General features: G+C 42.1%; 13 protein-coding genes. 6 read left to right on the forward strand and 7 right to left on the reverse strand.

Features of this window, described 5'->3' with window-relative positions; genetic code table 11:
• Positions 1-58 precede the first annotated feature (58 nt).
• The 5 genes from D5F11_RS15130 to opp4C all read left to right on the forward strand — a co-directional run bounded on the left by D5F11_RS15130 (position 59) and on the right by opp4C (position 5,752).
• On the forward strand, positions 59-1,042 hold the full coding sequence (locus D5F11_RS15130; protein WP_120116958.1) for an ABC transporter ATP-binding protein: 984 nt from the start codon (positions 59-61) through the stop codon (positions 1,040-1,042).
• Entirely contained in the window at positions 1,039-2,058 is a 1,020-nt protein-coding gene (locus D5F11_RS15135) for an ABC transporter ATP-binding protein (RefSeq protein WP_120116959.1), read from the forward strand. Before D5F11_RS15130 ends, D5F11_RS15135 begins: the two co-directional genes overlap by 4 nt.
• An 87-nt stretch (positions 2,059-2,145) precedes the next feature.
• On the forward strand, positions 2,146-3,801 hold the full coding sequence (locus tag D5F11_RS15140) for a peptide-binding protein (protein ID WP_120116960.1): 1,656 nt from the start codon (positions 2,146-2,148) through the stop codon (positions 3,799-3,801).
• A 76-nt stretch (positions 3,802-3,877) separates the two neighbouring features.
• Complete coding sequence (locus tag D5F11_RS15145; protein ID WP_120116961.1) at positions 3,878-4,828, forward strand: ABC transporter permease; 951 nt, start codon at positions 3,878-3,880, stop codon at positions 4,826-4,828.
• A 12-nt stretch (positions 4,829-4,840) separates the two neighbouring features.
• Entirely contained in the window at positions 4,841-5,752 is a 912-nt protein-coding gene (opp4C, locus tag D5F11_RS15150; RefSeq protein WP_120116962.1) for an oligopeptide ABC transporter permease, read from the forward strand.
• Between the two features lie 36 nt (positions 5,753-5,788).
• Here opp4C and D5F11_RS15155 read toward each other — a convergent pair whose 3' ends face one another.
• Both D5F11_RS15155 and D5F11_RS15160 read right to left on the reverse strand, forming a co-directional pair.
• A complete protein-coding gene (locus tag D5F11_RS15155; RefSeq protein WP_120116963.1) occupies positions 5,789-5,995 on the reverse strand; it encodes a hypothetical protein in 207 nt (68 codons plus the stop codon).
• Positions 5,996-6,047: 52 nt separating this feature from the next.
• Positions 6,048-6,491: a VOC family protein gene (locus D5F11_RS15160; protein ID WP_120116964.1), complete on the reverse strand. Its 444-nt coding sequence runs from the start codon at positions 6,489-6,491 to the stop codon at positions 6,048-6,050.
• Positions 6,492-6,579: 88 nt separating this feature from the next.
• On the opposite strand from D5F11_RS15160, the gene D5F11_RS15165 reads away from it, so the two are divergent.
• Complete coding sequence (locus D5F11_RS15165; RefSeq protein WP_120116965.1) at positions 6,580-7,518, forward strand: helix-turn-helix transcriptional regulator; 939 nt, start codon at positions 6,580-6,582, stop codon at positions 7,516-7,518.
• A 130-nt stretch (positions 7,519-7,648) separates the two neighbouring features.
• Here the strand turns inward: D5F11_RS15165 and D5F11_RS15170 are convergent, their stop codons facing one another.
• The 5 genes from D5F11_RS15170 to D5F11_RS15190 form a co-directional block, all read right to left on the reverse strand.
• Complete coding sequence (locus tag D5F11_RS15170) at positions 7,649-8,215, reverse strand: helical membrane plugin domain-containing protein (RefSeq protein WP_120116966.1); 567 nt, start codon at positions 8,213-8,215, stop codon at positions 7,649-7,651.
• Positions 8,208-11,168, reverse strand: coding sequence for a formate dehydrogenase subunit alpha (gene fdhF, locus D5F11_RS15175; RefSeq protein ID WP_120116967.1), 2,961 nt, complete (start codon positions 11,166-11,168; stop codon positions 8,208-8,210). The genes D5F11_RS15170 and fdhF overlap by 8 nt, the downstream gene beginning before the upstream one ends.
• Before the next feature lie 325 nt (positions 11,169-11,493).
• Entirely contained in the window at positions 11,494-11,967 is a 474-nt protein-coding gene (locus tag D5F11_RS15180; RefSeq protein ID WP_120116968.1) for a CarD family transcriptional regulator, read from the reverse strand.
• A 345-nt stretch (positions 11,968-12,312) separates the two neighbouring features.
• Complete coding sequence (locus tag D5F11_RS15185) at positions 12,313-13,893, reverse strand: alkaline phosphatase family protein (protein WP_342776038.1); 1,581 nt, start codon at positions 13,891-13,893, stop codon at positions 12,313-12,315.
• 272 nt (positions 13,894-14,165) lie between these two features.
• Positions 14,166-14,354 (reverse strand): hypothetical protein, encoded by a 189-nt coding sequence (locus D5F11_RS15190; RefSeq protein WP_126646605.1) that lies wholly within the window; start codon positions 14,352-14,354, stop codon positions 14,166-14,168.
• Positions 14,355-14,453: the final 99 nt, after the last annotated feature.

Below are 14,453 nucleotides of genomic sequence, written 5' to 3' on the forward strand. Positions count from 1 at the left end.
TACCTGAATTTCCTAAATAACTTCACAGCAACATGAACCAAGGATGGTGATTTGAAAATTGACAGCATTATTAGATGTACAAAATTTAAAAACTCACTTTTTTACAAATAAAAAAGTCATCCCTGCGGTGGACGGTGTTGACATCAAAATCAACAAAGGGGAAACTGTGGCCCTAGTCGGGGAATCTGGCTCTGGAAAAAGCATCACCTCTCTTTCTATTATGAAATTAGTCCCAAGTCCGCCAGGAGAAATCGTAGACGGTACAATCATTTTCGATGGAGCGGATTTGGCAGCGCTTCCGGAAGAGGAGATGTACCGTATCCGTGGAAATGATATATCTATGATATTTCAGGAGCCGATGACCTCTTTAAACCCCGTTTTGACAATAGGCGAGCAAATCACTGAAGTGTTGATCTATCACAAAAAGCTATCCAAAAGAGAAGCAGCTAGAAGGGCTGTTGATCTGTTGAACATGGTGGGATTTTCCCGTGCCAAAGAGATGCTTGCTGAATATCCGCACAGGCTATCTGGTGGAATGAGACAACGCGTCATGATTGCCATTGCCATGAGCTGTAATCCGAAATTGCTCATCGCCGATGAACCTACAACTGCACTGGATGTAACAATCCAAGCTCAAATCCTCGATTTGATGAAAAATTTGAGTGAGCAGTTTCATACCTCCATCCTATTGATTACTCATGACCTTGGTGTCGTTTCTGAAATCGCCGACAAAGTGCTTGTCATGTATTGTGGACAGGTTGTGGAAGAGGCTTTGGTTGATGACTTGTTCAACAAACCATTGCACCCATATACTGTCGGCCTGATGAATTCAATGCCATCTATAGACAATGATTCTGAAAGACTTGTACCTATCCAGGGCAGCGTGCCTTCCCCCGAACACTATCCAAAAGGGTGCCGCTTTGCTTCCCGCTGTCCGCATGCGTTTGACCGCTGCATTCAGGAAAGTCCCAACTTGATAGCAGTCGAAAGCTCCCGGTCAGTACGCTGTTTTTTATACACCGAAGAGGAGGTTACATCATGACGACTACCTTGGAGAAGCAGAAGCCGTGGAAGGAAAACGCAACAGAATACCTGCTCGAGTCTGTTAATTTGACCAAGCATTTCCCAATTAAATCAGGCGTCTTTCAAAAGACTACCGGGCATATCAAAGCAGTCGACGGGATATCCCTCTTTGTAAAAAAAGGGGAAACATTGGGGATTGTCGGTGAGTCTGGCTGCGGCAAGTCAACTGCTGGCCGGACATTCATCCGGTTGTATGAACCAACAGAAGGAAAAATTCTTTTTAAAGGGAAAGATATTTCACATCTTTCTGAAAGCACACTCAGCCGTACCGTCAGAAAAAATATTCAAATGGTTTTTCAAGATCCATATGCATCAATGAATCCTCGTAAAACGCTGAAGTCAATTTTAAGCGAGCCGCTTATCACACATCAATTATATGATAGGAAAGGCCGTGATCAGAAAATCTCTGAACTGTTGAATCGGGTCGGACTCAATCCTTCCTTTATTAACCGTTATCCGCATGAGTTTTCAGGTGGACAGCGTCAGCGGATCGGGATAGCGCGAGCTCTGGCTCTTCATCCAGAATTGATCATAGCAGACGAGGCAGTTTCTGCCCTTGATGTCTCGATCCAAGCACAAATTATCAATTTAATGGAGGATCTACAGGAGGAGTTCAGCCTCACTTATATTTTTATCTCCCATGATTTGAGTGTTGTCCGCCATATAAGCGACCGGGTCGCAGTCATGTACCTGGGGAAAATCATGGAATTTGCACGAAAAAAAGATTTATATGGAGATCCTCTTCACCCTTATACAAGGGCCTTGCTTTCTGCTGTTCCTGCACCAGGAAAACGCGGCGTGGAAAATCGGGAAAGAATTGTTTTAAAAGGAGATCTGCCAAGCCCGGCTAGCCCGCCCCCCGGATGTGTCTTCCACACAAGATGTCCGGCAGCAATGGATGTATGCCGGAAAGTCACCCCTAAATTCCAAGAGTTGAAAAAAGAGCATTTTGTTGCTTGCCATTTATACCAGTGAAGGTGGTCTCCAACACTTGAAAGGGGTGATTCACGACAGAATGATTGTCTATTGAACACCAAAAATTATTTAATAGGGGGACTAACCATGAGAAAAACAGCTTGGTTAATATTGTGCATGATACTTGTTCTTTCGTTGTTTCTTGCTGCATGCAGCGGCAGGGATAAAACAGCAACGAACGGGGATAAATCAGCGGACGATGGTCAAGCAGCTGAGAATAAAGAACCGGTGGATGGTGGAGACCTCATTATGGGTTCTTCCGGATCGCCAACTCTGTTTAACCCTATGTACTCGGACGACGAAGTAAGCGGAGAGGTTCAGGACTTGATTTTTAGCGGCCTTGTCGGCTCAAATAAGGAGGACTTCACACCCAACACAGATCAATTGGCCAAAAGTGTTAAAGAATCCGAGGACGGACTTACGTATACAGTAACATTGAAAGAAGACATAAAATTTCATGATGGAGAAAATTTAACTGCCGATGATGTTGTTTTCACTTACAACATACCGCTGAATAAAGATTATGATGGACCACGCAAGTCTAATTTCGAAGCTTTGGAAAGTGTTGAGAAAGTGGATGACTTAACTGTTAAATTCCACATGAAAAAAGTAGATGCACAGTTCCACACTGTTGGCTTGAGCTTCGAAATTTTACCCGAGCATATTTTAAAAGACGTTCCTGTCAGCGAACTTGGAGAACATGAATTCAATACAAAAAATCCGATCGGTTCAGGCCCATTCAAATTTGTAGAATGGAAGGAAGGCGAATACCTAAAAGTTGAAGCCTTTGATGACTACTACCAGGGCCGGCCGCATTTAGATTCAATCACGATGAAGTTTGTACCGGATGCGAACGCCATGCTGACACAGCTCCAAAATCGAGATATTGATTTCTGGGCAGGAGTGCCGCCTACGGACATTGAAACCGTCAAATCGTTCCAAGACGAAATCGGAATCAAAGTGGAAGAGGGGTTAGCTCTTCAATATAATTTCTTTGCTGGTAACTTAAGAAATGACTTGTTCAAAGATAAAAAAGTGCGCCAGGCAATTACTCATGCGATTGACCGTGAAACCATTATTAATGAAATTGTTGAAGGACATGGAGAAGTTGCCCATACGCCTGAAAGCCCTCTAAGCTGGGCTTATAACGAGGACGTGCCGCAATTTGATTACGATCCCGAAAAAGCAAAGGAAATGCTTGCTGAAGCCGGTTGGAAACCAGGAAGTGACGGTATCCTTAAAAAAGACGGCAAGAGATTCTCATTTGAGATGAAGACAAACCAAGGGAATAAAGCAAGAGAAGATATTGTTGTATTATTACAGGAACAGCTTAAGGAAGTTGGGATTGAAGCGAAGCCAAAAGTGGTAGAATTCAGCTCATTGATTGCAGATCTTGATCCAGGAGTTTGGAATTTTGATGCGATTGTACTGGGGTGGTCACTTGGAACCGACCCGGACCCGAGCGGCATCTACCATACGAAGGAAATCGAAAAAGGATTGAACTTTAACGGCTATTCAAATCCTGAGCTTGATAAATTGATGGATCAGCAGCTTCAAGAGAAAGATCGGGACAAACGGAAAAAATTAATTGGTCAGATCCAGGCCGGCCTTGCGGAAGATCAACCGTACACTTTCCTGTACTATCCAACAGAATTCCGGGTGATGCCTGCTGAATTAGAAGGCTACGAATTCCATGCTAAAAAAGTCATTTACAAGCCGCACCAGTGGTGGCTGAATAAATAATAACGCTAAGAAATGGGAAATGGACGCCCATTTCCCATTTCTTTATTTGATTAAACAGCGAAAAGGAGCATAGCGAATGATTTCTTATATTATTCGGCGGATCCTCACGGCGATACCTTTGATGCTCGGGATCACCATTCTTTCATTTGCGATCATTAAAGCCGCTCCCGGAGGACCGACATCTTTGTTGATGGATCCGAACACAAAACCGGAGGATAGGGTAAAGTTTGAAGAAAAATACGGGCTAAATGACCCAATTTATATTCAGTATGGCAAATGGCTTGGAAATATGGTCAAGGGAGACTTCGGTACATCTCTGATCCGGAGAGGCGTTCCCGTTAGTGAAATGATTTTAAACAGGCTCCCAAATACCCTGCTGCTAATGGTAGCCTCCACAATATTGGCATTCCTCATCGCCGTGCCGCTCGGTATTTTTTCCGCTATGAGACCCTATACGAAACTGGATTATACTGTCACGGTCACTTCTGTTCTTGGTGTAGCCACTCCAAATTTCTGGCTTGGCATTATGTTGATTATCCTCTTCGGTGTTCAACTTGGGTGGTTCCCTACCGGGGGGGTCGCAACGCTGAACGCTCCTTTCAGCATTTGGGACAGGCTCCACCATCTGATCATGCCTGCCTTTGTTCTAGCTGTAGCAGATATGGCTGCTTTGACCCGCTACACGCGTTCCAGTATGATGGAGGTCTTGCAGCAAGATTATATCCGGACGGCCAAATCGAAAGGATTTAAAGAACGGACAGTCGTGTTAAAACATGGATTACGCAACGGACTAATTCCTATTATCACTATGTTCGGCCTTATGCTCCCGAATTTTATCGCAGGAGCGGCCATCACCGAAACGGTTTTCAGCTGGCCGGGCATCGGGAGATTGTTTATTGAATCTGCTTTTACTCGTGATTATCCTGTTATCATGGCAGTGACAGTCTTGACAGCTGTGTTTGTAGTTATCGGGAACTTATTGGCGGATATTCTATATGCCATTTTTGATCCGCGGATTGAGTATTAAGGGGGGATTTATATGTCACAAACGAACTATGAACCGACAATTAATAACTTGAATATGAACCCCGAAATGAAAGAAAAACCGGAAACACTCACCAAAATATTCATACGTAAGTTTATAAAAAACAAATTGGCCGTATTTGGAGCTATCGTCCTTTTTTTAATCATACTTTCCGCCCTGCTCGCTCCCTTGATTGCTCCATATGATCCAGGAGCGACCAGTCTGGCCAATAAGCTGGCGCCTCCCAACTTAGAAAATTGGCTCGGCACAGATCGATTTGGGCGTGACATTTTTTCCCGCATTCTATATGGCGGAAGAATTTCCCTTCTTGTCGGTTTTGGATCGGTGGCAGGGGCACTGATCATCGGAACAACTATTGGCGCTATTGCCGGGTATTACGGTGGCCTGGTTGATGCTATATTAATGAGATTCGTCGATGTGATTCTCTCTATTCCTACGATATTCTTGCTGATCACGATCGTAGCGATTTTTCAGCCAAGCGTAGACAAACTCATCCTTGTATTTGCCATCACCTCATGGACCACCACTGCCAGAATCGTACGCGGGGAATTTTTAACCTTGCGAACAAGGGAGTTTGTACTCGCCTCCAGGACGATTGGAACAAAGCCAGTAAAAATCATCTTTAGCCATATTTTGCCGAATGCCATGGGCCCCATTATTGTTACAGCCACCTTGCTTGTCGGTACTGTAATCTTGACAGAAGCTGCTTTAAGCTATTTGGGCCTCGGCGTTCAGCCTCCTACACCAAGCTGGGGGAATATGCTGGAGGATGCCCAGAACTTTACAGTTCTGCTGAAAGCACCTTGGTACCCTGCATTCCCCGGACTGTTGATCCTAATCACGGTTTTGTGCTTTAACTTTGTAGGAGACGGTTTAAGGGATGCACTTGACCCGAAAAGGGATTAACACTTATGATGAGCCTACAATATTGGCAAAATCCATTCAAAAGAAAAACCGGTTCTGTTCATGCTTTCCAAGTTCATGAGCAGAGCCGGTTTTCATATTTATCGTATCAAATGCGTCTTGGCGTATTTGCGCCCAGATTTTATCGAGCTCCGCTCGATAAATTTCCTCTAAAAATCTGTGATATCCAACGGAGGCTTTAACTTTATTCAGCCGGGGTTTGCCCCCCACTGAATGGAATACCAATAGGCATTTATCTCACCACTTACAGAAGTGGGAGGACTTCTGCTGAATGAAGTTAAAAATCATGCACAGTTACACAAAGCTGGATAACGATTCCATATGGATCTCGAATAATCGCATATCCAGGACTAAATACATTTTCTTTAAAGGGCATTAAAACAGTAACTTTCTCATGTTGAACAAGAGATTCATACAGATTTTGAATAACATTCTTATCTTTAGATTGTATACACAATGAAGAGCTATTGCCTAATTGCCAAGGCCGCGAAGTGTCCATTTCTTCCTCTGCAATCATTAGTTTATTCGCGCCTATTTCCAAAACAGAATGTGTAATATAGTCATCTTGGCCCTCTTCATAACTAAAATGAGGATTCATTTCCTTCATTTCTTTGTAGTTTTTCTTAAAAAGAACTTTAGCTCCTAAGTATTTTTCATAAAATGTAATGGCTGCCGCTGCATCGCCGTTCAAAGATAAAAACGGGATTACTTCAACTTTCATTTTATTGCCTCCCTCACTATTCTTGATTACACTTACAGTATAGTAAATAAAGGTGACAATTTAAGGCACCATTAAGAGGTGTTTTTTTATGAAAAAATCAGAGCGTCTCAATCAAATGCTGCGCTTCATTCATCAACAACAACATTTTACCCTTCAAGATTTAATGCAAGAATTTCAAATTTCAAAGAGAACAGCGTTGAGAGATATCGCTTCATTGGAGGAATTAGGTGCGCCAATTTATGCAGAATATGGCCGCTATGGGGGATATCGTCTGCTTAATCACATGCAGCTCCCTCCCATTTCTTTTAGCAGTCAAGAAATCTACGCACTTTATTTTGCAATGCAAGCCCTTCGAAGCTTTTCAAATTTACCGTTTCAAGTATCTTTTCATTCCATACATGAAAAATTTATAAGCGAATTATCGGAAAGCCAAAGACAAGAAATAGAGAGAATGCAAAATAGAATATCCTTTCGACATACTGAGCAAATCAAAGATAGTGCGCATCTAGATATTTTATTAATGGCAGCTGTTAAAAACAGCGTTTTAAAAATAGAGTATCAAAAAGCTCACCAAAAGAGCACTCGTCATATTCAACCAATCTCTATTTATTCAATGAAAGGCTATTGGTATTGTCAGGCTTATGATATTAGTAAAAAAGCTTACCGTGTTTTCCGTTGTGATCATATAACATCCGCTGAATTAACGGATATTCACCCTTTAGAAGATTTAAATGAAATGGACATGCAAAATGCTCATTCACTTTGGAAACCGTCCGAACAAGCAGTCCAATTTAAATGTGCAATAAATCAGACAGGGATAGAGCAATTTCAACAAGAGCATTATCCTTCAATGAAGTTAATCTATGAGACAGAGAGTACATTTATTGTTGGTTGGTATGAGCCAAACGAAGTTGATTTCATCGTTAAATATCTTTCAGGGTTTGGAAAATCCATAAAGATCATTGAGCCTATTATTTTAAAAGAAAGATTGAGACAGTACTATAGGGATTTACTTGATCATATATAGAGCTTCCTTGTGAAATCATTTCTATAGATAGATTCATTTTAGAGTACAGTAGCAAAACCCCAATATCCGTGAATTTGTATGCAATGCCTTATATACGATGTGCGTCCAACCATGAAAAAAAGCCAAGGGTTTACCCTCGGCTTTTTCCCTTTTCTGGCTCCTGCGTCCCTACTGTGTTCACGGAAGGCTCTGCTGGGGCTGGTTCGTTTTTTTCCAAATGGCTGACATCTGTCCCCATACCCCTTAGAAATTCCAACAGCAAGGTGATCGACCGATTGATTTCAGGATCTCGTAATGCTCGTGCCATACCAAGATAGCCTGTTTTTTCCGCTTCTTTATCTTCTATTTCCGCAACTCTAGCGATTCCCGCATTTATTTTTAATAAAATCGGCTCTAGCTGGGTCACGTTGATCATACCGATTGTTCCTATAAGCAAAAGGAGATTTTTAATAGAATTTTTATTTTCGGGCATATTTGCTAAATTTACCGCTATGTCCAGCACTTTGTCCCCTTGTCCAAGCAACCCTTTGGCTATGTCGAGAATCCCTCGTTGTTTCAAGTAACCAATGACCTCTATGACTTCCATTATTGAGTCTTTATTGGCCAAAAGAGCCTCTTCAATTTCCAGAAAATCTTTCCTTTCTTGGGTTTCTGCATCAATCTGCTTAAATTGAATGTTTTTAATCGGCTCAGCCATTAGTCTTCAGCCCCTTCCCTTTCACAAAATGACCAGGGAAACTATAATCAGCTCTTGCCCATTTCCTCTCGACCTCTACCCCTTTTTGAGGATTCGGATTTCCAAAACGGTGATTGATTCTTGGTAGAGGGTCTTCCCCTTTCTTCTCGACTATTTCCATTTTCACCATGATATCTTTATATGCCGGAGTATCCGTATCCTTATCGGCGAAACTGCTTGTCAATAGGTTGATGGCCGCATTCCCAGCATCATTCATTGGCAGGTATACTTCCTTCCCTTTTACGCGGTCCGTCACATGACATTTGACAACTGCCTGGCCATATGGAGATATAAGCCTGACAAGTGTTCCGCTGGCAAGTCCTCTTTCTTTTGCAAGTTCGGAAGAGACTTCCAAGAAAACACTCGGTGTTTTTGATGAAATCCCCTTGGAACGGTATGTGAGATTCCCTTCGTGGAAATGCTCCAGCAAACGTCCATTATTAAGATGGATGTCGTACTCCTCCTCATATTCAAGCGGCGTTGTCCATTTAACCGGGAACAGGTTTGCTTTTTTATCCGGGAACGGAAAACCGTCTGTGAAAAGAAGTGGTGTGTCCGTACCGTCTTCTTTTACAGGCCATTGGAGCGTATTATACCCTTCCAGCAATTCGTACCTTACACCAGCAAACAAAGGCGCTAGCTTCGCCGCTTCTTCCATGATTTCACTTGGATGCTCATATTTCCAACCTGCACCAAGTTTGTTGGCGATTGCCATGATGATTTGCCAGTCAGGCTTTGAATCGCCAAGTGGTTCAAATACCTGATAAAGCCGTTGGAAACGTCGTTCAGTGTTTGTAAAAGTCCCCTCTTTCTCAAGACTGGGAGAAGCAGGCAGGATAACATCGGCGTATTCAGCCGTTTTTGAAAAGAAAATATCCTGGACAACGAAGAAATCAAGTTTTTCAACCCCAGCTTGGACATAGTTAATATTGGAATCGACCAAAGCCATTTCTTCACCCTTTAAATATAGAGCCCTTAATGTTCCGGCATGCATCGCGTCCACCATTTCGTGGTTGTTTAAGCCTGGGTGCTCGGGAATTTCTGTTCCCCAAGCCTTAGAATATTTGGCACGTACTTTGGAATCAGCCACTTTTTCATAAGCCGGTAACCTATCTGGCATGCTGCCAAAATCGCTTGCCCCCTGAACATTATTATGACCACGTAGCGGATACGAGCCGGTTCCCGGACGCCCGTAATTTCCTGTGATAAGCAATAGATTGGAAATTGCTGTACTTGTGTCACTTCCGCCCACCTGCTGCGTAACTCCCATGGCCCAAAGAACTGCAAGACTGTTGGATTCATGGATCATTTCTGCAATTTGGACTAGATCATCTTTGGAAACCCCTGTTACTTGTTCTGCATGTTCCAAGGTATATTCTTCCAGACTTCTATAGTATTCATCATAGCCGTTTACTTTTTCATTGATAAAATCCTTATCCGCCCAGCCTTGATCAAGGATATATTTCGTAATGGCCGATAACCAGACAAGATCTGAAGATGGGTTGGGTTTAATAAACTTGTCAGCCCTATGGGCCATCTCGTGTTCCCTTAAATCGGATACTACGAGCTTTTGCCCTTTGAGCTTGTGTGAGCGTTTGACCCTAGTTGCCAGCACAGGGTGTGATTCCGCCGTGTTTGAACCAATGATTAGCACCATGCCCGCTTGTTCGATATCCTTAATGGACCCAGAGTCTCCACCATAGCCCACTGTGCGGAACAATCCCATTGTGGCAGGAGACTGGCAATAGCGCGAGCAATTGTCGATATTGTTCGTTCCGATGACTCCTCTGGCCAGCTTCTGCATTAAATAGGACTCTTCATTCGTACATTTGGAGGAACTGATAAAACCTAATGAGTGGGCACCTGATTCTTTTTTGATAGCCGTCATTTTTTCCGCAATCAAGTCTAGGGCCTCGTCCCATTCAGCTTCACGGAAAACTTCTCCTTCACGGATAAGCGGTTTGGTTAGACGTTCTTCACTGTTCACAAAGTCCCAGCCGAACTTCCCTTTGACGCATGTGGAAATTCCATTAGCTGGGGCATGAACATTCGGTTCCACTTTTAATATCTTCCTGCCTTTTGTCCAAATATCAAAGCTGCAGCCAACCCCACAATACGTACAAACTGTTTTCGTCTTTTTGATCCGTTCTTCCCTCATGGCAGATTCCATATCTGAAATGGCAAGAATAGAACCGTATCCCGTTTCTATATCCTTTGTCAGTTCAATCATCGGACGCAAGGTTTCCCGCTTTAATCCGGTCAAATATCCCGCTTCTCCTAACATTCCTTTTTCCATCATGGCGTTGCAGGGACAGACGGTGGAACAGTGCCCGCATGAGACACAGGATGATTCATTGATTGGAACATCATTGTCCCAGATGACACGTGGATGCTCTCGCTCCCAATCAATCGATAACGTTTCGGTCACCTGGACGTTTTGGCATGCTTCCACACAACGGCCGCAAAGGATACATTGGTCGGGTTCATACCTATAAAAAGGATGTGAGTTGTCCTCTTCATAAGGTTTGGGTTCAAAGGGGATACTTTGATGGTTGATTTTCATATCTTTTACGGTGTTATGTACCTCGCAAGTGCCATTATTGTAATCACAGACGGTACAATACAGCTCATGATTATGCAAAATTTGATCCATCGCAATGACTTGCGCTGCTTTGACTTCCTTCGTTTCCGTTTCTACAACATCACCGCTTTTAATTTCCGTAGAGCAGGAGCGCACAAATTCGCCATTCACCTTCACAATACATGTGTCACACGTTTCAATCGCTCCCAGGCTCGGATGGAAGCAAACATCTGGAATAGAAATATTAAGCGCTTTCAACATTTTCATTACAGTGCCTGACCCTGTAACCTGTATCCGTTCACCATCAATGGTCACTTTATATTCCGATGTCAAAATCCAACTCTCCCTTCATAATCATTAGAAAGTTCTGACTATAATTGAATCTACCATTTTAACGTGTATTTTTCAAAACAACGACAGTTCATCACATTCAGTTTTACCCTCTTGAAGTGATAATAAACCATTCAGAAAGACGCAATTGCGGCAAGCACATGACGAATTATAGAAAATTGCTACTCAGCCATCACAATAGCGTCTAGTCAACTTGAGCAATCGCGCCCCTTAGAACGCAACGTTTAATTCTAAACTCACCCCATTGTCTTGCGAATCACACAAAAAAAAGACCCTCCCTCCATTTTGACAAATGGAGAAAAAATCCTTAACCCGGCAGCTGCAATAGACCCTCTGCCTGACTTTCAGTTATATTCTTGATCAAAGACAGCTCACTAACAATCAATCGTTTCGCATTGTTCAGCATTTGTTTCTCGCTGGCGTTGAGCGGCTTTTCCTTATTCCGATACTGGAGATCACTCAGCACTTCAAGGCCGGCTTCAAACTCTCCTGTCTTTATTTTTTCCATGTTCGAACTGAATCTTTGTTTCCATGGGAGTTGGGGCTCATGCTCTGCGTCATAATAATCCTCAAGCATTCTCTTTGCGGTCCGCCGGTCAATCACCGAACGCAAACCAGCTTTTGATGCTTTTTTTACGGGAAGCATTACATTCATATGACTGCTTGGAATTGTAATTGAGCAATATTTTTCCAGTTCTCCCCGAAACTCCTTTTCTTCAATGGCTGTCACAATACCTGCTCCGTGCATCGGATAAAAAACTTTATCACCAACCTGGAACAAATTGTCCACCTCCAAATTTACTTACATGTTCATTATATCACAAATAAGTAAATTTGAAAAAATCTATATTTTATATCATAAAACCCAAAAGTCCAGTAAAATAAAGTTTTTTAGAAAAACTTTATTAAAGAGGAAGATCAAATGCGCCTTGGCATATTTGCGCCCAGATTTTAACGAGCTCCGCTCGATAAATTTCCTTTGAAAATCTGTGGCATCCGCCGGAGGCTTTGACTTTATTCAGCCGGGGTTTGCCCCCCCACTGAATGGAATACCAAAGGCTTTCATCTCACCACTCACAGAAGTGGGAGACTTCTGCTGAATGAAGTTAAAAGCTTAACCTCTCTTTTAGCTACTCTTATTTAAAAGCTTTAAAATCCAGGGATATAAATCGACGACTCTCATATGCTTTGGCTTCGTATCTGTCCCTGTGACGATCATTGGAATCAATGAATCCTGCTTGTGTATGGATCCATGTGCCGCACCTCCGGGATGAACTGGCGTCCCATCGCCAGCAAATTCAAAACCGGGTTTCGCGTCAACAATAATATAATTTCCAGAATGAGAATGTAAGGAAGTGTACAATCGTGCCAGTGCATCCGGATATGTGCCATATTCGATTTGAAAATTGTTTACTGAAAGGTCTAGAACAGAATATTCACCCCTTATTAACCATGATTGACCGTATTTATCATTAAAATCTCCATTTGGACGGAACGTTAATTTTTCTTTTTGACCACTTGTTGCTACATGCACATCCGAACCATTTTTCCAGGCAATCAGATTCATTCGATCGTCTTTTTGAAGGGTTTTTACAATTTCTTCAAGTTCTATGTTTTGATCCAAATTATAAATGAAAGCCATCCTTTCATTGTATGCTATGACGATCTGATCATCTTTTTTTACCGGTTCCGTGATTTTGTGTATTTTATAAGAGTCCAACATCTTGTTTAAGTGGATTAAAGATTGACTTTTGTCTTCTCCTACCTTAGCTTGTCCGCTATCCCCCATTACAATCCAAGTGGCAGAGTCTAGTGCTTCGTCCCAAGATCCGTACGTTTTAAATACTTCCTGAAGCTGCCTATCTGTTTTTTCGATGGCGTCAATGTGATTCATTGGACCATCTTTATGAACATTTTTGTCAAGATCTGGGAAATAGGCAATGGTAAAAGCGGGTAGCTTCCCATTTTCAATTAAATATATTAGTTCGTGGGCGGAAAATTTATCATTAAATCCAAGCCTTTCCCAAGGTTGAGTGTTTTGATTATTTTTCGGGCTAAACTGCGCCAGTGCACCATAGGAAAATAAAAGTGGTGTTTTAATTTTCAAACTTTCGGGCATCATGTCCAACTTTGATAATGCTTTCGACAGGTTTAACGTCTTTTCTTCGTTTCCACGATAGACTAGTGCATTTATGGACGCACTTTGCGCCCCTTTCATCGCTAATACTTCATGAATGGTCTTTACGTCACGGCTTAAATGGGAATGATTTAAATGATATAAATTGTCTTCTATCACGTTTTTAACTCCTAATTTAAACACTTCTTCTCTGGCACTTCCATAATTTACGAGCCGCTTTTCTTTTTCATCATACCAAACAAGGCCGGGCACTCTATGCTTATTTGAATACGTACCAGTTAGAATGGAACTGTCGATCGTTACAGACATCGTTGGATAACTGCTAACCATGTTTGAATAATAGTGGCCATGTTCAATTAAATATTTAAACGCCGGTGCACGACCTTCTTTAATTGCCTTGCGCAGAGGTTCATCCATTAAGGAATCAATCATTAGAAGAATGACTGGATTTTCCGTTTTTGTAACAGCTTTTTGTTCCAAGGATTGATTTGCAGGTCTCATACCTCGTATCAGTAAGATGATTACTAAGACCACGATTATAATGATTAACAAATACAACATCTTCTTCATCCTTTTTTCTTCCCTTTTTTAAGAAGTAGTATATCCGTTCATAAATAGCATACCTTTCATATTTAATCCTATTCTTTTCTAAATCATCATTTTACATGAAGTTCTAAATAACAAGAAGAAGATCAAATGCGCCTTGGCGTATTTGCGCCCAGATTTTATCGAGCTCCTCTCGATAAATTTCCTTTGAAAATCTGTGGCATCCGCTGGAGGCTTTAACTTTATTCAGCCAGGATTTAAACCCCTACTGAATGGAATACCAATAGGCTTTCATCTCACCACTTACAGAAGTGGGAGACTTCTGCTGAATGAAGATCAAATGTGCCTTGGCGTATTTGCGCCCAGATTTTATCGAGCTCCTCTCGATAAATTTCCTTTGAAAATCTGTGGCATCCGCCGGAGGCTTTAACTTTATTAAGCCAGGGTTTAAACCCACACTGAATGGAATACCAATAGGCTTTCATCTCACCACTTACAGAAGTGGGAGGCTTCTGCTGAATGAAGATCAAATGCGCCTTGGCGTTTTTGCGCCCAGATTTTATCGAGCTCCGCTCGATAAATTT

Origin of the sequence: Siminovitchia terrae (genome assembly GCF_003605405.2) — a bacterium.
Lineage (GTDB): Bacteria > Bacillota > Bacilli > Bacillales > Bacillaceae_C > Siminovitchia > Siminovitchia terrae.

Coding starts and splice junctions, on each gene's coding strand:
- D5F11_RS15170 (WP_120116966.1), bottom strand. CDS start 8,215: ATGGCTGAGCCGATTAAAAACATTCAATTTAAGCAGATTGATGCAGAA.
- D5F11_RS15135 (WP_120116959.1), top strand. CDS start 1,039: ATGACGACTACCTTGGAGAAGCAGAAGCCGTGGAAGGAAAACGCAACA.
- D5F11_RS15140 (WP_120116960.1), top strand. CDS start 2,146: ATGAGAAAAACAGCTTGGTTAATATTGTGCATGATACTTGTTCTTTCG.
- D5F11_RS15185 (WP_342776038.1), bottom strand. CDS start 13,893: ATGAAGAAGATGTTGTATTTGTTAATCATTATAATCGTGGTCTTAGTA.
- D5F11_RS15145 (WP_120116961.1), top strand. CDS start 3,878: ATGATTTCTTATATTATTCGGCGGATCCTCACGGCGATACCTTTGATG.
- opp4C (WP_120116962.1), top strand. CDS start 4,841: ATGTCACAAACGAACTATGAACCGACAATTAATAACTTGAATATGAAC.
- D5F11_RS15165 (WP_120116965.1), top strand. CDS start 6,580: ATGAAAAAATCAGAGCGTCTCAATCAAATGCTGCGCTTCATTCATCAA.
- D5F11_RS15160 (WP_120116964.1), bottom strand. CDS start 6,491: ATGAAAGTTGAAGTAATCCCGTTTTTATCTTTGAACGGCGATGCAGCG.
- D5F11_RS15190 (WP_126646605.1), bottom strand. CDS start 14,354: ATGAAAGCCTATTGGTATTCCATTCAGTGTGGGTTTAAACCCTGGCTT.